This window comes from Photorhabdus bodei, assembly GCF_003287735.1.
Lineage (GTDB): Bacteria > Pseudomonadota > Gammaproteobacteria > Enterobacterales > Enterobacteriaceae > Photorhabdus > Photorhabdus kayaii.
Map to the genome: position 1 here is coordinate 40,195 of NZ_NSCM01000010.1, position 23,770 is coordinate 63,964.

Consider the following 23,770-nt stretch of genomic DNA (forward strand, 5'->3'; position numbering starts at 1 on the left):
CCTGGCACTCCTGGTTGTCAGCCACTTTCATGGTAAAAGAGCTACTGGGAACGCCTATCACTCTGTTCTAGCGGGGTGAAATCAATCAGAATGATAGTGCGAACGCCAACGCTGGCATTTTCATCGCAAGTTACGGGATTGATATAATGACAAATCGCTGCATCATCGATGATGTAGCTATCAAGGGGATCATTAAGGAGAAAACGAGTTATCTCATGAGCAGGGACTTCTTCAAGCTGGCAATTTGCATAAGAAGGGGGTGCGATATGCGTTGCACCGCCTTCGACATTGTAACGTTCAATCAAATGTACAGCAGTGAACGGCTGACCGTCACGATGAAAACAGTTAGGCGTAATTTTTGCCGGTTTACCAGGTAGTGCCTGCATTCTGATCAGATGCACACCACACAGCAAACGGGAATAATGCTCTGCCATGCCGGTTAGACTTAGATCGTGCCAAATGAGTTTATTAAGTAGTCCTTTATTAAGTATCTCATCAGACATGCGCAGGAATTTGCGTACTACACCACCAAATTCAGGTTGATATTCACTTCCCTGATGATAATCAATCTCTATGCTATCATCGGGCTGCGGATAACCTGTTTTCCAATGAATAGTTTCTGTTTCACGGCTCCACACTCCTTCACAATAACTGCGGTGACGACCATCTTCACCAAATCGATCTAACGGCAGTGACTTCGATAATTCACACAGAGAGATAAGATCGATTTTTTCACTGTCAGAAAGGTCAAGATCGGTGGCATTGAAAGTGGCAAACCCTTGTTGCTGCAAGCTGTTGCGGATATGTGCGGCAGTAAGACGGTAACTATTTGGTGCGTTAATAAATATATTCCAGCCCATTGTAATATCTCTTTATTAGGGTGAACTACGATGACATCGTATTAAATTAATTACGATATCTTAGGAAAAACCAGTTAATACTAATTAACTTAAAAGATTATTTAGTTATATTTAATGATTTAAAAAAACACCTATAAATAAGAATATCTCGATTTTGCATAGTAAGTGCAACAACATTGCCATGCTTTTTGTCGATCTACAAAATCAATCAATCAATTTCTGACAAATCAGATAGTAAAGAATATTGCTAGATAAATGAGAGAGATAATTTTAAATCAATAGGCCATTAGACAAATCTACTATATACCTGTCATCCTTCAAGTTGCCTCTTTGTTGGCTGCACTCACTCACCCCGGTCACATAGTTATCTATGCTCCCGGGGATTCGCTCCCTTGCCGCCGCGATGCATCTTGAAATCCATAAGGTATAGTATAACAACCGTTTTTTGAGTGAATTAATCACCTCAATAGCATTGCCTTTCTTGCTGGGTGAAACAATAGCATCCTCCGACAATACTTTGACATCCATCTTTCCTTTATCATCCCTGGCTAGCAGCGCATAAGGATTAGTAAAGTCAATTTTTTTATCTAAATTCTTCACTGATCATTTCATGACTCGAAAATCCTAACTCATTATTAAACATCATTATTTTAACCCTTTATTTAATGGGTGAAGCGCCTTTGCTGTAACTTCCGTCAATCATATAAACAGCCTAACAATAAAAATATTTTCACTAAAATTTAATTAGAAAATAGATCTCAGAATATACAATGTCAACTTGGGTTTTTATTTTTTATTTGGCAAAAAAAATTTACATATAAAGGGGTGTTAGAATATTATATTATTTTTAATTGATTTTAAATCTGGTATATCATCAACTCAAGAAATTAATGGACTATCTAGTACCAGTTTAGCTAGTAAAGGCTTGTCAGTAATAAAATTCTGCCTTTTATACCCGTCATCTTTCAAGTTGCCTCTTTGTTGGCTGCACTCGCTCACCCCGGTCACATAGTTATCTATGCTTCCGGGGATTCACTCCCTTGCCGTCGCGATGCATCTTGAAATCCATAGGGTATATATTGTTTGAATATAATAGATTGCCAATTTTTCAAATATCCATCAATTCTTACTATCTTCGGAAGAAAACGTGGATTTAATTTCTCGTGCTAATTTTTTATTAATACGATCTTTGTCTGATTATTCCTTGTAGGAACGGCACTATACTCATTAAATTCTATCTTCCATTTATCTGTTTTACGGATTTTAGTATTAATACTGGTACTCAACATGGATTAAAATAGATCTTTAAACCATATGAATAATTGGGGAATTATAATAAAATTGGGGTAATGGTACTGAACGTGGTGTGTTTAATGGTGACTAATATGCTTTAAAAGTACTTATAATATAATTATTAATTTTTTCAATAAGTTAATTTAATATGAGATATATTTCCACGTTATTTGTTTTTATTTTTTTAGATTAAATATAATGCTAAAATACGTAATCAAGGTGAAGAATTTAATATATTATTGATGTGTCTTTATCTCTCAGGGATAAACTGATGTTAAGAAGGCGATTTTTGATAGAACCAGTCGTGGACCAACTCAAGAAATATTTCTCAGATAGAGCATTTAAGACACCGTAATCAGATCGGTTTTTTATTGGAAATCGTCGCTGGACTAATTGCTTATACATTCCAACCTAAAAAACCGAGCTTGAGTTTACGGGATTGTGATATCGCTATTTTTAAACGAAACCGAGATTAATTAAACCAAAGTGCCGGATAAAAAACAGCACGTTGTCAATGATCTGAAGAAAGTCCGCTCTGCGGACTTTCTTCCTTAAAGGTGGAAAGCTATGCGCTTACCTGTTGGAAGAGTCACCTCAAGGCTTAATTCACCGCCCAATGCTTTCACATAGCGCTTAAGTGTTGATAGCCTTGGATCATTGTCAGCTTGTTCCATCCGAGCAACGGAAGGCTGTTTAACCCCCATAACAGTGGCCAATTCTGTTTGTGAAATTTTTAGAAAAGATATTTAAATCTGGCGCGTGCGCCGTAGCGTCGGTCATTATTACTGTTGGCAATTTTGTTGTTGGCATTTGCTTCCAGCATAGAGACGTAGGCACCAAGATAGAGATTAAAGTTTTTCATATTCATAATATTAGGAATCTGATATGACATATGGATGGTATTTATATCGTATTTACCCGGCTCATTGAATGGGTGATTAATATATGCGGTTGTATCGTCAGTATTGAACGTTTTGATATTGTTATGGGCATAGATATAACCCAGTTCGAAACGATGCCACATCACATTAATTCCGGTAGTGAAATTATGTTCATCTGAGGCATCCAGATAGGCGGTATTCAGGTTAGCAACAATGCCATCATCAGGATCGGCCTCCAGACCGTTCCAACTTAATGTCATGCCGTAACCATTGCGTCTGGATTGATCGACCCATTGCCCTTGATTATTCTGGTAGCCATAGGCGTTATTGACGACATTACTCTCCATCGCTATGGCTGCACTAAACTGATCTTTTTTCCAGGCTGCTACCGGGCGCAAATAGGCGACATTTTTTTTATTTTCCAGTGTGTTGCCGTGGTAAATGTTATCTCGGAATAGTGAAGTGCCATCTTCAAGTAGAGTATTGAGTTCGAAATACCAGTTGCCTGCGTATTTGCTCAGCATCAAGTTACCACCGCTGTTACTGCGGCCACGTCCTTCTTTCATCATGTAGATATAGCCGAAACCGTCGGCATACAAATCATTGGCGGTATTACCAGAATACTGAATAAAAGTATCTTGGTTGAGTGGGAACATATCGTAAGCTTCAAAACGCCCGATTTTTACCTGCCAGTTTTTCTCATTGCCGAAGAAGAAAGCGGCGTCGTCGAGATTCATTTTGCCAGTCATGTCTGCTAATGGTTGCACTCTAAAGCCGGCAAAGTTGTTGTTTTGATCACGGCGGTAACCGTCCAGCCCGATCAAAATGCGGCCATTAACATTCCAACGCTCTTTGTCGCCAGGTTTCCAGTCTTTATTATCGCTGGTTTTAAGTGAAGTAAGCTGACCGGTTCGGCTGGCGCTATCGAGATTGAATTCTACATCGCCGTACAATTTTAGATCGCCAAAATTATTCAATTTCAAGTTGCTAGTTGATGAAGCACTGTTTTCCAGCGGAGTGGTGCTTTGTGCTATTTGTATGGTCTGTTGTTTGGTTTCGATAGTGTGCTGTTCTAGTTGCTGCGCGCGTTGCTCGGCGGCGGTGGCTCGTGCTTCTGCTTGGGCAGCCCGCTGTTCTGCTTGTTGCAGTCGCTGCTCCAGTGCATCCAGGCGTGCCTCGATGCTATTGGTGGGTGAAGCAAGGGCAGAGGCTGAAAATATTAATCCTGGTGTGACAATCAGATAGTGAAGGTTTTTCATGGTATGCTACCCTTTTGGGATATGAGTTATTATATCGTAGTTAAATTATCAAGCTGGTTTTTGGGCTAAAAGATAATTGAGTTGATTAGCAGATCGCAATCAACTCTACTAACCAGATAAAGCTATTGTGATCGAATACTCAAATTCGGTATGAAAGATAAGTAACGGTGGAATGGATTTCCACCACCGAGTGGTCAGGGTTGCGTCTTCAAGATCAACAGGAATGATTGGCATGGTACGAAAGTGCTGGAATTGTTTGTCAATGTTAAACAAAGGGGGCTGTCAAAGTTGTTGTTATTTGAAATGAGAAAGAGTATCTGAAGTAGAAATAATTGCATGAATTAATCATTTTTCGAAGTGTGAAAATGATGCATTCGATTCTATTATTTATAGAGATAAATTCATTAAAATCAATCTATTGGGAATTATATTTTATCTTATCATTTTTTAAATTTACTATTTGAATGATTGGTAATATATTCAAAAGGTTATGAAATATATTTTTATATGTTGATATCCTACTGATTGCATTATAATATCAGCGCTGTTTGGGATGATAACTTCATAATAATCATATAGTTAAATTTTTTGCTACCCTTTTTGTGATCATTCCCGCATTACTACAGTTTTTTTTATGATAAAACATAAGAGATAATAAGCTAAATTTTTATAAAATATCAGGATTGATGCTGGATGATGTCGTCAATTCAGCTTTATCTATTGTTTGATATGAGGAGGTCATTATTGATATTCATCACAAAACATAATGAATTCTAATGTGAGCATAAAGGCTCAAGTTCGATTGATATAATACGTGTTATTATTGAGGCTATGTCTTGGTTAAACATAAAAATACCTAATGAAAAGCTTGTCGAAAAAATCTGATTATCAAAATAATTTAGCAAAGTAATGAATTATTCCTATGTCTTATCATTGCAGAGCTCAAAGATATAGGTAAGAACCTATTTTTTTAATTGTATTGTGATTATATTGTATTGTAATCATGGAAATGCCGGTGCTTGTTGGCCCTACTCTTAACGAATGGCGGTTGTTCATCGGTTGGAGTTTTTTAAATGGTGTCACATTATGTTCAGGACAATGCTAAAAATTTAGGAAATACCATGACAGCCGAAGCCATTTATGGTTATGGAGATAATTTTTCCCTCCATGTTAGGTGCATAAACGTAATTAAAAATTGTGACCGTATACCTCTATCTTTTGCAATTCGTGTAGGCAATAGCCCTACATTCACTTCTTATATCGGGATCTATAGTCTCTCAAGTAATCATGAACGGGACTACCCCGTATTCGCTTTTTTATCAAGCATTAAGCGCAATAACGACAACTACCACGTTAACTATTTGTGAGGAAAAAGAGAGTGATAGACGTACAGATCAATGAAGTACCTCTTAAGGAACACAGCCCTTCAATTAATGATTGTTTGGATGAGCAAAAGTTACTTTATGACATGCTGCTGTCACGGGAATTTGATAATCGTAGTGCGATAGTCACACGACAAGGTCGAGCTTGGTTCCATGTGTCGGCTGCTGGACATGAAGGGTTGGCTGTGCTGCCTCAGCTTATGGAAAAGAATGATGTACTGGTTCCTTACTATCGTGATCGGGCATTAGTATTAGCGCGTGGTATGTCTATTGTTGAAATGACAAGGGAACTTATGGGTAAGGCCACTTCTCACTCGGCCGGCCGAACCATGTCGAATCATTTCTGCTCCAAAGAGCATAATATCTTCTCGGTAGTCAGCTTGACCGGAACCCAATGTATTCCCGCGGCTGGAGCCGCCTGGGCAAGTGTGTTAGACAATAAAAATGGGCTTGTCGTGTGTGGTGTCGGCGATGCGGCGACCCGGCAGGGAGAATTTTATGAAGCGGTCAGCTTTGCAGTTGAAAGGCGTTTGCCGGTAGTCTTTGTGGTTTCCGATAATAAATTGGGTATTAGTACCTCAACGGAGAAGATGGCTCCGTATCGGTTGGGAATATTTAACGAGTGTTTGATTCGCCGTGTTGATGCCCGCAAACCGGAAACTTTGTTTCCTGTTGCACAGGAGGTATTCAATAAGGCGAGATTTGAGCGGACTCCTTGCATATTGGTTTGTCGTATGGATCGGTTAGATTCTCATTCCAATTCAGATTCTCACAAACTGTACCGTACCCCGGATGAACTGGAGGTACTACAGGATCCTATTGAAAATTATGTCGCTTATTTAAAGGAAAAAGGAGCGATTACCGAGCAAGCTCTGGCTGGACAAAAAGAGCGCATTAAAGCGGATGTCGCGGAAATATTTGAGCGTGTTTACCACGAAGAAGAGCCGGATCCTGCAAGTGTCAGTACCTATTTATGCAATCGTGAAGGAACGCCTACCGTACATGTTGAGATGGAAGCCGAAGAGACACAGGTCAAAGCGGTAAATCAGGTTTTGGACGAGGCATTGAGTCAGCATCCGAATGTGCTGCTATTTGGTGAGGATATTGAAGATCCTAAAGGTGGTGTTTTTGGTTTCACCCGTGGCTTATCCACTTGCTATCCTGATCGTGTTATTAATGCTCCCCTTTCGGAAGCCACGATTATTGGCTCGTCTGTTGGATTGTCCGCCTGTGGTTGGCGTCCGATTGTTGAACTGCAATTTATTGACTTTGTTGGGCTAGGTCTCAATCAGTTACAGTCACAACTTGGCACTTTAAGTTGGAGAACGGTAGGAAAATGGCGCTGTCCGGTAGTGATATATGCTCCTTATGGCGCTTATCTCCCTGGTGGTGGTATATGGCACAGCCAAAGCTCGGACGGTATCCTGGCGCATATTCCCGGTATTAACGTTCTTGTTCCAACGACACCGGCTGATACCGTCGCATTGTTCCGTACCGCGTTAAGTCTGGATATGCCGAGTCTGATCCTGATCCCTAAACACCTTATGAGAGAGCGCCATGAGCGTCGGTTGGTGAGTCCGGTGTCGCTTGGGCAGGCAAATATTGTCAGGGCAGGAAAAGATATTACACTGGTTGCTTGGGGAAATACGATTCAACTTGCGACTATGGCGGCTCTTCAGGCGGAAAAAGACAATATTGACATTGAAGTGATTGAATTACGTAGTCTGGTACCTTGGGATAAACAACGGATTGCGGAATCTTTACGCAAAACCGGGCGGCTTATCGTTGTACAGGAGGATACCCGGACGGCCAGTGTTGGTGCATCCATTATTGCTGATATTTTGGATGAGAATGACAATTTCTTCTCTTTATTGGCACCTCCGCGCTTGGTGACGCGTGAAGATATTCATATTCCTTTTAATCCTTGTTTAGAGAAAGCTGTTTTACCCGGCACGGATGACATTTTGGCCTCCGTCCATGCGGTAATGAGCTAAGGAGAACTTATGGCACAGTTGCTTATTCCCCCGATGGGAGAAGGAACCACTGAAGTCGTCATCATCCAGTTACTTAAGCAGGTGGGGGATCATGTCAAGCGTGATGAACCTGTTTATGAAATGGAGACGGATAAGGCCGCCTTTACTATTGAGTCTGATGTTGAGGGGATCTTGGAAAAATGGTTGGCGGCGGAAAATGATATTATCCCTGTTGGATCGCCTATTGCAGTTATCAGAGCTGTTGGCGAGATGGCAGAGCCTTCCTCTGTCAGTGAAGCGTTAACGCCTCAGCCGGAGAAAATGGAGAGAGTGGCGGAGGAAGTAGAAAAAATAGAGAAAGTGGAGGCGGCTCCAGAAGTATCCGCTCCTCCTGCGCGTATTCCGCCAAAAACCCGTCAGTATGCACAAGAACACCAAATTGAGCCGCACATTCTTAGCCAACTGGCGGAAAAACATGGGACATTATTGCCTGGTCATATAGATGATTACCTCCAGCAGTACCGCGAAACTAAGATATCAGAAGAAACCAGGCCGTCAGAAAAGAGCAATGCAGAAAATGACAATGTGGGTTTTCTGTCCAGAGATCAGCAGCGTCTTAATCGTGCAATACGGTTAAATAGTGCTACGGTACAACCTTGTTGGGCAGCTAAACCACTACCGATTGAGCTTGTTGATAACGCCATTCATCATTTAACGGAAACCTCCGGGCAACAGGAATGGATAACGCCATTTCAGGTCATCACTTATGCGATTTCTCAGGCATTGAAAAAATTCCCGATGTTGCGTTCGAGACCGCTTGATCAAGAGCGTTATCACACTTATACGGATATCAACCTAGGTATTGCTTTTCTGGATGAAAAAGGCGATTTGAGCTCGTTAAAAGTACCGGGAACGCAAACCATGAGCTTTTTTGAGTTCAGGCAACAATTGAATGGTGTACTTGATCCCGATGTGGAAAAACTGCCCGTTGATATTGATGTTCCTATGATGATCTCGTATACCGGCAACGATGGTGCTACCTTTGCCGTACCGGTTATTGTGCCGCCATCTCAGTCAACATTGTTCATCGGTGCGCCTCACAACAAAGAGATGAACCTCGTTCTGGCATTTAATCACTATCTGCTCAATGGGGTAGAGGCGTCTGAATTTATTACCGAGATTATTACTCAGGTTCGTGTTCTGTCTGGGCCACGATCTACCGCGCATCAGATAGAAGGTAAATCAGGTAAATCGGTTTCCGGGCAATTACGCACGCTGCTGGCGGATTTCCTGAATTGGGACGAAGATTTTACTGAATCAATGATGCAGCGCACTTGGGCTGATTTGGGCATTGATTCGCTCAAGGCAGTAAAACTTGCAGAGTTGATGTCGGCGCATTTTCGTCGAAAATTATCGCCGACGCTGTTCTGGCGTTATAGCTCGCCGCATCGATTGATTGAATATCTGGACGTTTCCAAAACTGAACTGACTGAGAATAAACATTCCTTAGATGACTTTATTAATGCGATGCGTAGTCTTGATGGCGAAGCAGCATTAAGGTTACAGCGCCTCATAGAAGGAGGAAAGCATGGATAATCTGTATCACATATATCATTCGCTTAGTCCGGATGAACAACGGATAGCTAAATCTGCCTTGTTGGAGCATTTAAGTTCCATTACTTCCTCGGTAAGTAGTGCGGGTGATACGAAACAGATGCCTATTGCTATTGTGGGCATGGCTTTCCGACTTCCTGGGGCGGAAGATTCTCCAGAGCAGATGTGGGAGATCTTAAGATCTGGACGCAGTGTGATAGAAGAGATTCCAGAGCAGCGGTTTGCATCCGGAAAACCTTACGTCATTCCGTTACCTAAAAAAGCCCTGAAAGCGGGGTTACTCAATAGTATTGATGGTTTTGATGCGCCATTCTTTGGTATTTCTCCGCGAGTCGCGGCCATGATGGATCCGCAACAGAGAATGCTATTAGAGCTGACCTGGCAAGCGATCGAAGATAGTGGTGCCAATCCGCTTGGCTATTCAGGATCAAAGACGGGTGTTTTTATTGGTTCGTGCAGTAATGATTATCGTGAACTTGTTGCGGCCGATATGGCGATGGCAAATGCTTATGCAACGACAGGGACACTGAATTGCCTTCTGGCTAACAGATTGTCATTTTATTACAACTTTATTGGTCCAAGTTTGCAAATTGATACCGCGTGTTCAAGTGGATTGACGGCACTGACTCAAGCGGTGAATTCATTGCGTTCGGGGGAATGCCAACAGGCGATAGTTGGCAGCGTTAACCTATTGAGCAACACATTCAACATGGCTGCTTATTACCGGGCGGGAATGTTATCCAAAGATGGCTGTTGTAGGGTTTTTGACGCGGATGCTAATGGTTTTGTCCGTGGTGAAGGGGCTGTCTGTCTATTCTTGAAAACGCAAAAACAGGCCTTAGAGGATCGGGATCCGATTTATGGATACGTTCGGGCATCGGCAGTCAATCATGGCGGACGTGCTAATTCATTGACTTCACCTAATCCTGAGCAGCAAATTGCGTTGGTTAAAGATTGCTTGCTACAGGCTGGAATTTCTGCGGAACAAATCAGTTACCTTGAAGCACATGGAACGGGAACCTCGTTGGGTGATCCTATAGAATTTAATGCGCTTAATGAGGTCTTTAATCGTGATGAATCAGGAGAAACGCTACAACCTTGCTATATTGGTTCAGTAAAAGCCAACATTGGGCATTTAGAAGGCGCTGCGGGGTTAGCTGGCATCGTTAAAGTTTTACTAATGTTGCAGCATAAATCTATTGTACCTAGCGCCGCGTTTCAGCGTTTGAATCCTGAAATTGATAGTGTGGATTCACGTTTACAACTGGCTACAGAGGAAAATTCTTGGCGAGTGGGGGCAGGGCAAAAGCGTTTCGCTGGACTCAGCTCTTTTGGATTGGGAGGCAGCAATTCTCATGTCATTTTAGAGGAGGCGCCAACTCAAGCGCAGCAACAGATTAAAGCCAATTTGGAGGGGTATTATTATCCTATTTCGGCTAATAGCCTGGTATCGTTACAAAAAATGGTGACTATGCTAGGGGATTTTATCGAAAACGATGAAAGCATTGAACTGCCAGCGGTTAGCTGGACATTACAGTTTGGCAGGGCAGCGTTATCCTATCGGGCACTGTTTGTTGCAACATCACGGCAGGATCTTTTGAAGCAGTTACGGGATTTTGCTTCGTCTACTTCAACGAAAGAAGATCAGTGGCTTCATATGGCAGAAGACGACTCTCGATTTTTATGGTTACGAGGTCAGGATATAGATTGGCGTACCTGCTGGCCTTCCGGGCAGAAACCGTTGCGTATTCGATTGCCCAAATATGCTTTTGAACATCGGCGTTACTGGTTACCTCACAATGAATCCGTGGTTGCAAAACAGTAGGCAGTGAAGCGAGACAGGAAAACCAGAGAGCATGGTGGAAACCCCACAATCTCGTAAGAGGTTGTGGGGTTTCTTTTGTTTGTCTGATGTTCCGGTTTGCATTGAAAGAGGAGCCTCTGCGGATTTGGCTAAGAAATTAGTATTTAATTGAAACGATACTCAAGCAGTCACAGGGTATTTTTTCATGAGTACTTTAGCTGCTGTAGCATAATAAGATTTTTATTGAGAGTGGTGTCAGGATTAATTATATCTTTCTTAACTAAAATAAAAAAATTGTGTTTATATCTATTTGAAATGGTTGTTTTTAGTGAGAGTTAAGGCTGGTTTAATTAACGCTATTATTGTCATGATTTAATAATGTATTTAATCTAACTTTTGTTTGGTATTATTTTAAACTTAGGTTATCTTCTACAAAGATATTTAAAATAAGCGTTTTTCAGTGATTGTTATCACAAAGTGAGTTTTTGTAAAATACTACTATGGAATTACATATTACTATTTGATATGTTGTAAATAACCCGTTAATTTCTTTGTCGATATAATTTTGTGATGATTGAAATTTTACTGGGAAATATTATTTATTTGATAGAGGTATATACCTTATGGATTTCAAGATGCATCGCGGCGGCAAGGGAGCGAATCCCCGGGAGCATAGATAACTATGTGACCGGGGTGAGTGAGCGCAGCCAACAAAGAGGCAACTTGAAAGATAACGGGTATAGTGTAATTTCAATTAATAAAGAGAGATGATAGTTACTTTAAAATAAAATCTTATTTATAGAGATAAAAGGAAAGTAATATGGAATTTATTAAAAATAGATTTTGTCACTGGAACGGTGAACATCTCGTTGTCGATACAATGGCTAGAAGTCATAAAATGGTAAACAGTATGGGAACGGGCGAGGGATTAGTTTCGTTTGATGGCTTTGGTGCTGATCTAATTCGTTTCAGCAAAGATGAAGGGATGCAGAATCATACTCACTTAGGTCATCATATCTTATTTGTACTCGCAGGAACAGGTTATGTTATTTATGCGGGTGAAAAGCATAAAATAGAGCCTGGAGTTTGCTATTTTGTGAATGGGCAAATAGATCACGCGATTAAAGCAACTAGCGATTTGGTTATGCTTGTTGTCGGTAATAATCATTGTGCGGTTGATTCGCAAGATAGGACGACGCTGGTGCCATATAGGGAAGGAACCCCAGAAGAATTAAAGATTTAACTTGGGATAAATTGAATTAAACATGTGCTAGTGCTTGGTGAGTTGCGAGAATGCCATGATATTTTGCCAGAGATAAAGTATCTAAGATTATATTCATGAAGATAATTATAAATAAGGATAAATTATTGGAGTGATAAAAGGATGATATAGGATTTTTTCAATTAATATAATGTGGGAATCTTATGAAGGGGATCAGGCACTAGCCTATGAAACATTAGATTTACTGGAAATAAAATGGAGAAATATATTAGAGATAATGTTTTATTGTAATAATAAAGGTTGGAATGATTATTGAAATTATTTTAATGTGACATTTAAATTGGGAAATAATTTCAATGGGTGGTGGTAATGAGTTTTCGAATTGAAATTAATTTAAATAACCTGAGTTCTGGTTAAGCCGTTACTAACATATCCATTTCTAAGCAGGAAATATTCAGTGATTTTGTTCTCTTTGTGACAATAAGTTATCTGTCGCCCTAACACATTTAACATTAATCCTTGCACACTACAGTGTCGTGAATGTTCTATCTGAGAAATATTGGGTATCCGTATTTGGGGATTGATGAACCAACTAAAGGATTCCCTTTCTCGATATTTATATCTCGTATTTAATAGTTGAGTAGTGTCAATCTCAGTGCTACGGTGAATATGAGGCTATTATCTCAATTGAAACTTTGGAGGTCATGGAAGGTTCATTGCCCAAACGAGCAAAGGCTCTGGTCATCGAATGGGCGGTTGAGTACAGGTAGTATCTGCTGAATGATTGGCAACTGGCTGAACAACATCGGCCTCTCAACAAGATTGAACTGCTGGAGTGATTATCATGCGCAGAGTAACGAAAGTGGAAATAAAGCCAGAATACACCCTGGCGGTGACGTTCGATGATGGCACCTATGGAGAGGTATGCATCGCAGATCGGTTGTTCGGACCCATGTTCGAGCCACTGAAAGAGCAGAAATTCTTTGCCCAAGCGCGTGTTGATGAGTGTGGCGCAGTGTGCTGGCCGAATGATGCTGATCTGGCACCCGACGCACTCTACAAAAAGCTCAAATCTCACTTAAGGGAGAATATATGATTGAACTGTTTGCATTGCTTGCGTTTGGATATTGGTAAAATCGAGCGTTTTATTCATTTTCTAGAAGGTATATACCTTATGGATTTCAAGATGCATCGCGGCGGCAAGGGAGCGAATCCCCGGGAGCATAGATAACTATGTGACCGGGGTGAGTGAGTGCAGCCAACAAAGAGACAACTTGAAGGATGACAGGTATAGTTCGGTCCAACCAATATCTTTCTTTAATCTTTTCCTCGGAGGAAGTGATTTTTCAGGTTTACCAAACTGTTTATGAATCCATTCCCGGGACATTAGTGGCACCAAGGGAGATGGTAATTCGTTAGGAAACTGATATAGCGGTTTTTTTTCATTTAGCAAAGTTAAGGTAATTTCTTTTAAACGCTTTCCTTCCCGATAAAATGCTAAAAATACGCCTTCTTTTACCATATCTAAATAAATAACATTATTACCGGAAAAACCTTTTGGTTTCGTTTTATAAGGGATTAATCCTTTATCAAAAATTTCCTGATAAGATTTATCCAAACAATTAATCAATGCTTCAATATTTATCGCCATTATTTATATAACCTCTTTTCTCAATTAAGCCAATTCATCTTCAATTTAACCTTTTAAGCTATTGATTAATGAATTGGCTCTCAAGAAAATCTCCTCTTTTATTAACTACCAGCCCACTTCTGAGGTGAGTAAAAAAGTCAAAGATTCAACCTGTTCAGTGAGATCATAAGAAATTTGCATACTTGTAGGAATACGAAAATTGAACAATGTATATAATTCTGTCCAACCAAATTGGTGTCTCATAATCATCTCTGGAGGATGAGATTTTTCAGGCGCACCAAAATGTTCATGAATCCATTTACGTGACATTTTGGGGACGAGTGGTGATGGTAATTCATTAGGAAATTGATACGATGGCTTATCCCTATTAATTAAAGTGACAGTCACATCAAGCAGTTCTTTATTATCTCTTTTAAACGCTAAATACACACCTTCTTTAATCATATTCAATGATATATAATCACAGTCTGGATCTCCTTTAGGCTTTGTTTTATAAGGAATAAATCCTTCACTATAAATTTCCTGATAAGTTTTACCTAAACTATTAATTAGTACTTCAATGTTAATCGCCATTATTTATATAACCTCTTTTCTCAATTAAGCCAATTCATCTTCAATTTAACCTTTTAAGCTGCTGATTAATGAATTGGCTCTCAATAAAAATCTCCTCTTTATATTGACTACCAACACACTTCTGAAGTAGGTAGGAATGTCACTGATTTGACTTGCTCACGTAAATCATAAGAAATTCTCATACTGATTTTGTCTGTGAAACGATATAAATCTATCCAACCAAATTGTCTCTTTAAAATTTCCCTTGGTGGTATTGATTTAATCGGAGTCCCTAAATTTTTTTCAATCCACCTTCTATCCATAGAAGGTTTTAATGGTGATGGTAATTCACTTGGAAATATAAAAGAAGTTTTATCTTCTCTAAGTAGCCTTAATGTAATTTCATTTAGTATTTTACTACTCCGTTCAAATGATAAGAAAATCCCCTCTCTCACCATATCAATATGAATATCAGGATCACCTGGAAAACTACTCGGCTTATTCTTATAAGGAATTAATCCTTCACTATAAATTTCCTGATAAGTTCTACCTAAACTATTAATTAACGCTTCAACATTAACCGCCATTATTAATATAACCCCTTCTCATGGTTTAACTTATGCATCTTAGATCGAGCTTCTTCTAACTGCTCTTCTGTTGCTCCATAGTTCTTCAATGCTGGTTTTATAGTATTAAAATCACGATCTAACGCTGCTCTTAAGTTTTGTGCATCCTGTTCTATTTGAGTCTGGGAATTTCGACCACCATAGGTTGTACTGAATTTTTGATGAACCTCTGCTGGAATGATAATTGCTGCAACATCTTTTGCTAAAAGATTTAATTCATCCTTATCTAAATCAGGATATAACACTTTCAATTTTGTCCGAACCGCAGCAGCCGAAGGCATATGATCAGCATGCATCCCATTTCTTGGTCTCCCCGCAAAATTACTATACAAATCCACGTCTAACAATTTCACCGGCGGTTTACTCAAATACACATACACCGGCGGCATATTCGGGATGGGGAGTATCAGAATATAATCCCGAAAATCCTTCTCTTCCGGCATCGTCAGCGATTCAATACCAATATGATAGCTGTGTGAGGTATTAACCTTACTTAACCGTGATAAAAAGGATTATAAAAATCCTTTTTATCACTGACTTAATTGCTATTTTTTAAAGCCAGGTTTACCGCTTTTGGCTCGCCATTCTTTGATTTGCTTCACTATTCCTTCAGGAGAATCATCCTGACCAGACGATGGGTAAAAAAGGATATCAGTACCATCTGGATGCTCTGATAAACGGATAAAATCTTGAACTGCAACATTAGCTTCATCTTCCGTCGCATAGTCTGCATTGCATACTTTTCTGGCAAATTCTAAAAACTCAGCTTCTGTATAATCTTCTAACTTTTTATTTAACTTCATTTTATTCCACCTTTGCTTGAATGAATTTCGATATGCCTTTTTGGTGTTGTTACACGAAGGTTATCGAGATTATAGACTTCACCACCGTCTTTAATAAATTTAACATGATGGATCTCATATTTTTCTCGATTTCCAATGTGTTCCTGTCGTGGTGAATATGGAGAGTAACTCTTTTTTAAAAACTCTTTATTATGTGAATTAAATTGCTGAGACAACTCAGGATCATTACCAACCTCTTTCCAAAATGCCCTTCTGAAATCATCAAAGTTATTAAATCTCCTCCCTCGTAACTTATCCGCTATCTGGCTAGGGATGGGTGCCCCCATATCTTGTCCTGCGAGATTTAACCAATTACCTTCAACTCTTTGTCCTTGGCCAGTTACCACTCCCGGTTGGTTCCGAGGAGTATTAAACATCACATAAACTGGTTTCATTCCTGAACCGGCGGGAAAGACCAGAATATAATCCCGAAAATCCTTCTCTTCCGGCATTGGCAACGATTCAATATTGCTGCCGACTTTATCTGGGATCGGCAATACGGTTATCTGCGACGGAATAAATGGCTGTTCCTCATTCCCGGTATGGGGTGGAACTTTGAATTCCTGCTCGTTTGGTGTCCATAAAATCGTTGGCCGGTGTTCTCCTGGTTCCCAGAACTCATAATTACCGGTGGCCGGATTCAGTTTCATCATATGAACCGGCACTTTATCCAGACCACTTTCCGGGCTGACGTGATACCCCTGAACTGTCATCCTGCCGCTTTCTTCATCTCTGATCCAGCGAAAACGGACACGGGTCGGTGCTTTACCATACTGACTGGCAATTTCACTAAGATGATATTCGTTTAAGTAATCTTCCTCACCTTCATTTAGCCCCGATGAATAAAACAGCCCCATTAGTCCGACTGTCAATGGATTCGGCACCGCCAGCCAGCGCCCGGCACTGCTAGTGCCACCGCCAATGTAACGCATCACCAGCGTTTCGCCATCCGCCACCGCGCTACGGGTCGTTGCAGCTACAACAGTCGCAGCGGCTTCGGCCTTACCTTTGCTGTCGCTAAACCACCGTTTATACCACGGTAATTTTTTATCCTGTGGCTTATCCGGTTCTGGTGGATGTTTTTTGCCTTGCGGAGGCTGTTCAGGCTTTGATTCCGTGACAGGGGTGGGCGATGATAGAACCTGATATATCCCCATCCTACCGAAATTATTTGCCGGTTCAGCCTCCGTACCGGCGTCGGTACAGCCTTTGCCCCGTTGACGAGATTTGGCAAATACCGGGATCGGTGGAGGCGGCACTTGTGTCACCGGTGGAGGATTGGACTGAACTGTTGTTGCTTCCTTCATTGGTGATGAGAAGTTTTGCGTCGCCGTATAAGCAGGTGTTACCGCTTGTTGACGAGGCTGTTCCTGCTTCTCGTAGCTGTCCATAACCGAATTGATAAACCGGGCCCGACAAGGGCAGGTGCTGACACTATCCAATGTGCCGGCTAATCGTTGCCCCATATCAAACATATCTGATATGCCGCCGACAATCACATAAGTACCGGGATGCTTACCGCAGGTAACCTTATCCCCTTCACGCGCGGTGGCTCGCCCATTAAATGTCATGGTGTGATCACCCGTAATAATCTGTCCACCACAGGTAGTTTTGTCACCAACCAGCAGGTAATACCCTATTGCCATCTACTTCACTTCCCCTTTGACTAACCACATTAATCATTTGTTTAACTAAAATAATTACCATATTGTTACAACTTAAAAGGTAATAATTGATCGGTAATACAATGGATTTGAGTTAAAGAGATATGGAAAAGTTCAGAATTAATGAAAATAAAATCGAATTTTTTGCTGCTAGCTCTATCCCGCAAATACCCGGTCAAATTTCTCATTGTTCCAGCCATCGGATTTTTTCTCTTTTGTCATGCTAACCGCCATTTGATTCCATATTTTCTGATTGATAGCGTTTGAAAATCTGACAAGGAAAGCCGTGGCTGAAGATAGCGATCTTGAGAAAACAGAAGAACCCACGTCCCATAAGCGGGAAAAAGCGCGAAAAGAGGGGCAGATAGCCCGCTCCAGAGAACTGAGTTCTATATTGATGTTGACCAGTGGTTTAAGTTTGCTCTGGATGAGTGGTCAGTCAATGACGCATGAATTGTCGTTGATGGTGTTTGAAGGGTTTAGCTTTGATCACAGCATGGTCAGCAATGATAAGCAGATGGTTCAACAGATTGGCAGGTTGCTGCAACAGGCTGTTTTGGCCCTGCTGCCAGTTTTTGCTGGATTAGTGTTAGTTGCATTAAGTGCCCCGGCGCTATTGGGTGGATTAGTATTCAGTACCAAATCCATCAAATTTGATCCGAAAAAATTGAACCCCATTTCTGGCCTGAAACGTATTTTTTCAATGAATGCGTTGGCGGAATTATTCAAAGCGCTACTTAAAGCGGGATTTGTCGGTATGGGTGCTGCTTTGTTCCTGTGGATGAACTGGCCTGCCATGTTACGGCTCATAGCTCAACCGCCACTGTTGGCACTGGATGATGCTATGCAAATGCTAATATTCGCCGGTTATGTGGTGGTTTTCATGTTGATACCGATGGTGGCTTTCGATGTTGTTTACCAGATATACAGCCATTTGAAAAAACTGAGAATGACCCGGCAGGAAATAAAGGATGAATTTAAAGAACAAGAGGGGGACCCACATGTTAAAGCGCGTATCCGTCAGCAACAACGGGCGGCTGCTCGTCAGCGTATGATGGCGGATGTACCGAAAGCGGATGTCATTGTCACCAACCCAACTCACTATGCTGTTGCGCTGAAATATGATGAAAAAGCGATGAGTGCGCCAAAAGTATTGGCGAAAGGGGCGGGGATTATTGCATTACGGATTAAAGAAATAGGTACAGAAAACCGCGTTCCATTACTTGAAGCGCCGCCACTTGCCAGGGCACTTTATCGCCATAGTGAAGTTGGCGGGCAGATCCCCGCGACACTTTATGCGGCGGTCGCGGAAGTCCTTGCTTGGGTCTACCAATTGAAACGTTGGAAACGGGAAGGCGGCTTGAAGCCTAAGAAACCTGAAAATCTGCCAGTGCCGCCAGCACTGGATTTTGCTGGAGAAAATAATCGTCATGGCTAACCTGGCCTCTATACTTCGTTTACCGGGCAATATGAAAGGCTCGCAATGGCAAATGCTTGCCGGGCCGGTATTGATCCTCTTGATTTTGTCTATGATGGTATTGCCATTGCCGCCATTCATGCTTGATTTGCTGTTTACGTTTAACATAGCGCTATCAATCATGGTGTTGCTGGTGGCGATGTTTACCCGGCGCACGCTAGATTTTGCTGCATTTCCGACCATTTTGCTGTTCTCCACGTTATTGCGCTTATCTCTTAACGTAGCTTCAACCCGTATCATTTTATTGGAAGGGCATACGGGTTCTGCGGCAGCGGGGCACGTTGTAGAGGCATTTGGCCATTTTCTGGTTGGTGGCAACTTTGCTATCGGTATTGTGGTATTTATCATCTTGGTATTGATTAACTTTATGGTCATTACTAAAGGTGCAGGGCGGATTGCCGAAGTGGGTGCCCGTTTTGTGCTGGATGGCATGCCAGGTAAACAGATGGCAATTGATGCCGATTTAAATGCCGGATTAATTGGTGAAGAAGAAGCGAAGAAACGCCGTGCTGAAGTGACACAAGAATCGGATTTTTATGGTTCGATGGATGGTGCCAGTAAGTTTGTGCGCGGCGATGCGATTGCGGGATTGATGATCTTAGTTATCAACGTCGTTGGCGGCTTAATTGTTGGTGTAGCCCAACATGGTATGAGTTTGGGGGATGCGGGAGAAGCGTATACCCTGTTAACCATTGGTGATGGTTTGGTTGCACAGTTACCTGCTCTCATTATTTCTACTGCGGCGGGTGTTATTGTGACTCGCGTAGCAACGGATCAGGACGTTGGTCAGCAGATGGTGACTCAACTGTTCAACAATCCCAGAGTGATGATGTTGAGCGCGGGTGTTCTCGGATTGTTGGGCATGGTACCGGGAATGCCCAATTTTGTTTTCCTGTTATTTACCGCGGCATTAGCTGGTCTTGGCTGGTATCTGTATCGCCGTACTGATGCGCCGGCGATAAATACAGAAAAACCAAAAATAGAAGAGCAGCAACAGACATCAGAAGCTTCATGGTCCGATGTTCAGCTTGAAGATCCTTTGGGTATGGAAGTGGGATATCGCCTGATCCCGATGGTTGATTTTCGCCAGAATGGTGAGTTATTGGGGCGAATCAGCGGCATTCGTAAGAAATTTGCCCAAGAGATGGGATACTTACCGCCGGTTGTTCATATCCGGGATAACCTTGAACTGGCTCCAGCGGGCTACCGTATTCTGATGAAAGGGGTAGAAATTGGTCGTGGTGAAGCGCATCCGGGGCGCTGGCTGGCGATTAATCCCGGTGGTGCCGTGGGGGAATTGCCAGGTGATATCACGAAAGATCCCGCTTTTGGCCTGTCTGCGGTTTGGATTGATGATAGCCTCAGAGAGCAAGCTCAGGTTCAGGGGTACACGGTGGTTGCCGCCAGTACGGTGGTTGCGACCCATATGAATCATCTGTTGACGCAATATGCCAATGAATTGTTTGGCCGTCAGGAAGCCCAGCAACTGTTTGAGCGAGTCAGCCAAGAGATGCCTAAACTGACCGAGGACTTTATTCCTGATGTTGTTAATCTGACAACCTTGCACAAGGTGCTTCAAAATCTGTTGTCCGAACAAGTGCCGATTCGAGACATGCGGACAATTATTGAAACCTTGGCTGAACATGCACCTGGACAAACTGATCCTTATGAATTGACATCTTTGGTTAGAATTGCGCTTGGCCGGGCAATTGCTCAACAGTGGTTCCCCGGAGCGCAGGAAATTCAGGTCATCGGATTGGATGCGGGCCTTGAGCGCTTGTTAATTCAGGCGTTACAAAATGGCGGTGGTTTGGAACCCGGATTGGCGGATAACTTACAACGGCAAGCGACGGAAGCACTGCAACGCCAAGAAATGCTGGGCGCGCCTCCGGTGCTGTTGGTCAATCATGCATTACGCCCGCTGTTATCGCGTTTCTTACGTAGAACTTTGCCTCAATTAGTGGTTTTATCTAATCTTGAAATCAGTGATAACCGTCAAATTCGTATGACCGCGACCATTGGTGGTAACGGATAGCGGTATCAATAGAATAGTGGGCCATTTTATTCCTAAATGGCCTGATATAATCATCTTTCGACATTAATAGTCATTTTTAGTCATCAAAATTAATTGATTTTTAATTTCTGTGCGGAACCTGCAAAATCGGTATGGCAATTATTCCAGCCGGGATATACCGAAGACTATCATTGATCACAGTATTTTATTAACGATAAGCAAATATCAAATCAGATGCTGCTATGGCGGTTTTTATGTTTAGAGCAGTTTCCCGCCCTAATTCGTTAGTGATGAACTATTTCTTTTCTAGTTAACTCAGCTAGAAAAGCAGAACGATTTTTATGGTGGTTGTTTTCCTCAATGCAGCGATCTATAGCAGTTAACAGATTGCTAAGTATGGTTAAATTGAATTTGATGACCTTTGACTCATATTTCTCTGGGTCTAATTCAATAAGAGTAATAACCCCTCCATCTCCAGACAAACGAGGAGCACCGATGTAATCGGATGAGTTGTTGGGGACATAGCCGCCCTGTTCGGTTAAAACATCCATATGCTGCCCGAATTGCTAACGCTGATGGGAGAAATTTTTCGTATCAGTCAGAGTGTAGGTATAACTTTAATAAAAAAATATGTTTCAGATATCGGGACTACAACTTCAATTCAGAAAAAATAAAAGGAATTATTATTTCATTGTAGCATCAGGTGTAAAATGTGATGGCAATGAAATTTCCATTGCACATGATAGAGTTATAGGCAGGGAATATATTGATGCTTATAGTGTATCTACGCGAAAAATAAATATGTATGCTATGTTTTTTTAATAATTAAAATAAAATATTTTCATTATGTGGCAATAAGTTTCCTGAATGGGAAGGCTTAAAAAGCATTGACGCAGCAATGAGTTATCATATTGATAAAACAGGAAAAGAGTCACTTGACTATCATTACTACATCAGTTCAGCGGAACACAGTCGCGCCGACTTTGCGGCTGCTGTTCCGGAGCCACTGGAGGACAGAAGCACGGTTACACAGGGTTTTGATGTCTGCATGAAGGAAGATCTCTGTCTCCCCCGCAAGGGAGATTCCTCTGAAATATTGACGTGCATGCGACATCTAAGCCTGAATATGCTTCTGGTAGAAACGACAAAACAGCCAGTATTTGCCGAAAACGAAGAATTGCGAGTATGGACATTGGCTATTTGGATAGGGTATTAGATGCCGGAGCTAATATGTTGGGCAAGAAATAAATATTCATGCTATTGACCTGATTGATGAGTTGGACGTGATTAGGATCGAAAAATAAAATAAATAAATAAATTGAAAAATGATATTTATTCTTTGACATTGACAATTTCCTAACATACGATTCATTCAGCTCAAGCATTAGGGCTAATAATGAAGTGGTACACTAATCAAATTATTGTGAGGAAAAGTATCATGGAATCAGCAATGGAACTTTTTGAAGTAGATATTAATGATTGCGACCTGCAAGGTCTCTGCATGTGGTAATAAAATGTAAGGGAAGCTAATGCTTCCCTTACTTGTCTATCTTATTATTCATTATCAACAGGGGCTCTCAAATTGGACGATCGTGGATTTCACAATGTCTGGGATATTGTCTTGCATGATAATGAGATATTATCTGATGCGGATTCATTGAACACTTTTTTTTTATGAAGCGCTAAAGAGATCTGGCTTCAGAATAATAGGTCATCTCTGTCATAAATTTACTGATGGGGGAGAAGGTGTCACTGGATTATTCCTTCTTTCTGAATCACATCTATCATTTCACACATATCCCGAGACAAACTACATAAGCATTGATGTTTACACTTGTGGAAAACAAGATACATGTATACATAACGATATAGAAAAGTTTTTCAAGGATAGTAAAAGATTTACTGTTCGTGGTTTGCAAAGAGGGAGTAGTCTAGATACCTATCCATTAACAACAGGGTGATTTATTTATGAAATTAATTAATAATGGAATAATTAAGTTCGATTACCAATTCCCTATATACAATTTTTTCTTCCCAAATCAAACATTTAATTCCTTTAGTGGAGATGAAAACTCCATATCAAGGATATTAGGAAATGCGAATTCTGAGGTCAATTCGAGAGCTCTTTATTTCCATATTCCGTTTTGTGAATCTATCTGTACATTTTGCCCCTTCACCAAGGGACTATACAAAAACCATGAAGTGATAGACAGGTATGTAAAAGCACTTATCAATGAAGTAGAGTATAAAAGTAGATTTATTGACTATAAGGCAATTCCTATACGAGCAATATTTTTCGGAGGCGGAACCCCGTCATTATTATCGCCTGAAAATATTATCGATATAGGTGAAACTATTAAGAAATATTTTGACTTATCCTCTCTACAAGAATTCTCTTTCGAGCTTAGCATAAATAGTGTAACTAGGGAGGGAATTGATGCTTTAAAAGAAATAGGCGTTACACATACTCGATTTGGTTTGCAAACAATGGATCCTACGTGGAGAGAACTATTTAATCTCACTGCGTCAATAGATACAATTGAAAAGTCTTCACATTTATTGGTTTCGAATTTTGATTATGTTTTATGTGATATACCTTATGGATTTCAAGATGCATCGCGGCGGCAAGGGAGCGAATCCCCGGGAGCATAGATAA

General features: G+C 41.1%; 21 protein-coding genes and 6 pseudogenes. 13 read left to right on the plus strand and 14 right to left on the minus strand.

What is annotated here, in order from left to right; genetic code table 11:
• Positions 1 to 41: 41 nt before the first annotated feature.
• The 3 genes from CKY02_RS09340 to CKY02_RS26265 all read right to left on the minus strand — a co-directional run bounded on the left by CKY02_RS09340 (position 42) and on the right by CKY02_RS26265 (position 1,868).
• Positions 42 to 860: a 2OG-Fe dioxygenase family protein gene (locus tag CKY02_RS09340; RefSeq protein WP_112895077.1), complete on the minus strand. Its 819-nt coding sequence runs from the start codon at positions 858 to 860 to the stop codon at positions 42 to 44.
• A gap of 270 nt (positions 861 to 1,130) precedes the next feature.
• On the minus strand, positions 1,131 to 1,460 hold the full coding sequence (locus tag CKY02_RS23765; protein WP_146747420.1) for a hypothetical protein: 330 nt from the start codon (positions 1,458 to 1,460) through the stop codon (positions 1,131 to 1,133).
• Between the two features lie 279 nt (positions 1,461 to 1,739).
• Positions 1,740 to 1,868: a hypothetical protein gene (locus CKY02_RS26265; protein ID WP_274382149.1), complete on the minus strand. Its 129-nt coding sequence runs from the start codon at positions 1,866 to 1,868 to the stop codon at positions 1,740 to 1,742.
• Between the two features lie 547 nt (positions 1,869 to 2,415).
• Between CKY02_RS26265 and CKY02_RS25650 the strand changes: the two are divergent.
• Positions 2,416 to 2,629: pseudogene (locus CKY02_RS25650) on the plus strand (transposase); the annotation flags it as partial.
• A 75-nt stretch (positions 2,630 to 2,704) separates the two neighbouring features.
• Here CKY02_RS25650 and CKY02_RS09350 read toward each other — a convergent pair.
• A pseudogene (locus CKY02_RS09350) lies at positions 2,705 to 2,890 on the minus strand (helix-turn-helix domain-containing protein); the annotation flags it as partial.
• Positions 2,887 to 4,293, minus strand: a complete 1,407-nt coding sequence (locus tag CKY02_RS09355; protein ID WP_112895079.1) for a carbohydrate porin — start codon at positions 4,291 to 4,293, stop codon at positions 2,887 to 2,889. The pseudogene CKY02_RS09350 and the gene CKY02_RS09355, both read right to left, overlap by 4 nt.
• 1,378 nt (positions 4,294 to 5,671) lie before the next feature.
• Between CKY02_RS09355 and CKY02_RS09365 the strand changes: the two genes are divergently transcribed.
• From CKY02_RS09365 to CKY02_RS09380, 5 genes are all read left to right on the plus strand, one after another.
• A complete protein-coding gene (locus CKY02_RS09365; protein ID WP_240002031.1) occupies positions 5,672 to 7,669 on the plus strand; it encodes a dehydrogenase E1 component subunit alpha/beta in 1,998 nt (665 codons plus the stop codon).
• Positions 7,670 to 7,678: 9 nt separating this feature from the next.
• Positions 7,679 to 9,244 carry a biotin/lipoyl-containing protein gene (locus tag CKY02_RS09370; RefSeq protein WP_112895082.1) on the plus strand — a complete coding sequence of 522 codons (1,566 nt, stop codon included), beginning with the start codon at positions 7,679 to 7,681 and terminating at the stop codon, positions 9,242 to 9,244.
• Positions 9,237 to 11,087 carry a type I polyketide synthase gene (locus tag CKY02_RS09375; protein ID WP_112895083.1) on the plus strand — a complete coding sequence of 617 codons (1,851 nt, stop codon included), beginning with the start codon at positions 9,237 to 9,239 and terminating at the stop codon, positions 11,085 to 11,087. Before CKY02_RS09370 ends, CKY02_RS09375 begins: the two co-directional genes overlap by 8 nt.
• Positions 11,088 to 11,633: 546 nt before the next feature.
• Positions 11,634 to 11,837, plus strand: coding sequence for a hypothetical protein (locus CKY02_RS24485; RefSeq protein ID WP_205068466.1), 204 nt, complete (start codon positions 11,634 to 11,636; stop codon positions 11,835 to 11,837).
• A gap of 49 nt (positions 11,838 to 11,886) precedes the next feature.
• Positions 11,887 to 12,309 carry a cupin domain-containing protein gene (locus CKY02_RS09380; protein ID WP_112895084.1) on the plus strand — a complete coding sequence of 141 codons (423 nt, stop codon included), beginning with the start codon at positions 11,887 to 11,889 and terminating at the stop codon, positions 12,307 to 12,309.
• Positions 12,310 to 12,701: 392 nt separating this feature from the next.
• Here the strand turns inward: CKY02_RS09380 and CKY02_RS25655 are convergent.
• Positions 12,702 to 12,873: pseudogene (locus CKY02_RS25655) on the minus strand (IS982 family transposase); the annotation flags it as partial.
• 86 nt (positions 12,874 to 12,959) lie between these two features.
• Between CKY02_RS25655 and CKY02_RS26690 the strand changes: the two are divergent.
• Both CKY02_RS26690 and CKY02_RS09395 read left to right on the plus strand, forming a co-directional pair.
• Positions 12,960 to 13,058, plus strand: a pseudogene (locus CKY02_RS26690) (DUF4160 domain-containing protein); the annotation flags it as partial.
• Positions 13,059 to 13,132: 74 nt separating this feature from the next.
• Positions 13,133 to 13,384 (plus strand): DUF2442 domain-containing protein, encoded by a 252-nt coding sequence (locus CKY02_RS09395; RefSeq protein ID WP_046397162.1) that lies wholly within the window; start codon positions 13,133 to 13,135, stop codon positions 13,382 to 13,384.
• 135 nt (positions 13,385 to 13,519) lie between these two features.
• On the opposite strand, the gene CKY02_RS09400 is transcribed toward CKY02_RS09395, so the two are convergent.
• From CKY02_RS09400 to CKY02_RS09425, 7 genes and pseudogenes are all read right to left on the minus strand, one after another.
• A complete protein-coding gene (locus CKY02_RS09400) occupies positions 13,520 to 13,939 on the minus strand; it encodes a DUF6392 family protein (RefSeq protein WP_112895085.1) in 420 nt (139 codons plus the stop codon).
• 105 nt (positions 13,940 to 14,044) lie between these two features.
• Positions 14,045 to 14,512 (minus strand): DUF6392 family protein, encoded by a 468-nt coding sequence (locus CKY02_RS09405; RefSeq protein WP_112895086.1) that lies wholly within the window; start codon positions 14,510 to 14,512, stop codon positions 14,045 to 14,047.
• 107 nt (positions 14,513 to 14,619) lie between these two features.
• Positions 14,620 to 15,078: a DUF6392 family protein gene (locus CKY02_RS09410; protein WP_112895087.1), complete on the minus strand. Its 459-nt coding sequence runs from the start codon at positions 15,076 to 15,078 to the stop codon at positions 14,620 to 14,622.
• A 2-nt stretch (positions 15,079 to 15,080) separates the two neighbouring features.
• Positions 15,081 to 15,485: an S-type Pyocin family protein gene (locus tag CKY02_RS09415; protein ID WP_338015631.1), complete on the minus strand. Its 405-nt coding sequence runs from the start codon at positions 15,483 to 15,485 to the stop codon at positions 15,081 to 15,083.
• Between the two features lie 12 nt (positions 15,486 to 15,497).
• Positions 15,498 to 15,581, minus strand: a pseudogene (locus tag CKY02_RS26545) (hypothetical protein); the annotation flags it as partial.
• An 81-nt stretch (positions 15,582 to 15,662) separates the two neighbouring features.
• Positions 15,663 to 15,920 (minus strand): bacteriocin immunity protein, encoded by a 258-nt coding sequence (locus CKY02_RS09420; protein WP_011146157.1) that lies wholly within the window; start codon positions 15,918 to 15,920, stop codon positions 15,663 to 15,665.
• Positions 15,917 to 17,605, minus strand: coding sequence for an S-type pyocin domain-containing protein (locus CKY02_RS09425; protein ID WP_112895088.1), 1,689 nt, complete (start codon positions 17,603 to 17,605; stop codon positions 15,917 to 15,919). Before CKY02_RS09425 ends, CKY02_RS09420 begins: the two co-directional genes overlap by 4 nt.
• Positions 17,606 to 17,909: 304 nt before the next feature.
• Here CKY02_RS09425 and flhB point away from each other — a divergent pair, with 304 nt between their 5' ends.
• Entirely contained in the window at positions 17,910 to 19,061 is a 1,152-nt protein-coding gene (gene flhB / locus CKY02_RS09430; RefSeq protein ID WP_112895089.1) for a flagellar biosynthesis protein FlhB, read from the plus strand.
• Positions 19,054 to 21,135, plus strand: a complete 2,082-nt coding sequence (flhA, locus tag CKY02_RS09435) for a flagellar biosynthesis protein FlhA (RefSeq protein ID WP_011146160.1) — start codon at positions 19,054 to 19,056, stop codon at positions 21,133 to 21,135. Before flhB ends, flhA begins: the two co-directional genes overlap by 8 nt.
• Before the next feature lie 263 nt (positions 21,136 to 21,398).
• Here the strand turns inward: flhA and CKY02_RS09440 are convergent, their stop codons facing one another.
• Positions 21,399 to 21,665, minus strand: coding sequence for a type II toxin-antitoxin system HicB family antitoxin (locus tag CKY02_RS09440; RefSeq protein ID WP_105399072.1), 267 nt, complete (start codon positions 21,663 to 21,665; stop codon positions 21,399 to 21,401).
• Positions 21,666 to 22,012: 347 nt separating this feature from the next.
• Here CKY02_RS09440 and CKY02_RS09445 point away from each other — a divergent pair, with 347 nt between their 5' ends.
• From CKY02_RS09445 to CKY02_RS09455, 3 genes and pseudogenes are all read left to right on the plus strand, one after another.
• The gene (locus CKY02_RS09445; protein WP_112895090.1) at positions 22,013 to 22,330 is read left to right on the plus strand and encodes a hypothetical protein; all 318 of its coding nucleotides are present in this window, start codon (positions 22,013 to 22,015) and stop codon (positions 22,328 to 22,330) included.
• A 466-nt stretch (positions 22,331 to 22,796) separates the two neighbouring features.
• Positions 22,797 to 23,075 (plus strand): annotated as a pseudogene (gene speD / locus CKY02_RS09450) (S-adenosylmethionine decarboxylase); the annotation flags it as partial.
• A 7-nt stretch (positions 23,076 to 23,082) separates the two neighbouring features.
• Positions 23,083 to 23,766: a radical SAM protein gene (locus tag CKY02_RS09455; protein ID WP_112895091.1), complete on the plus strand. Its 684-nt coding sequence runs from the start codon at positions 23,083 to 23,085 to the stop codon at positions 23,764 to 23,766.
• The last annotated feature ends 4 nt before the right edge of the window (positions 23,767 to 23,770 follow it).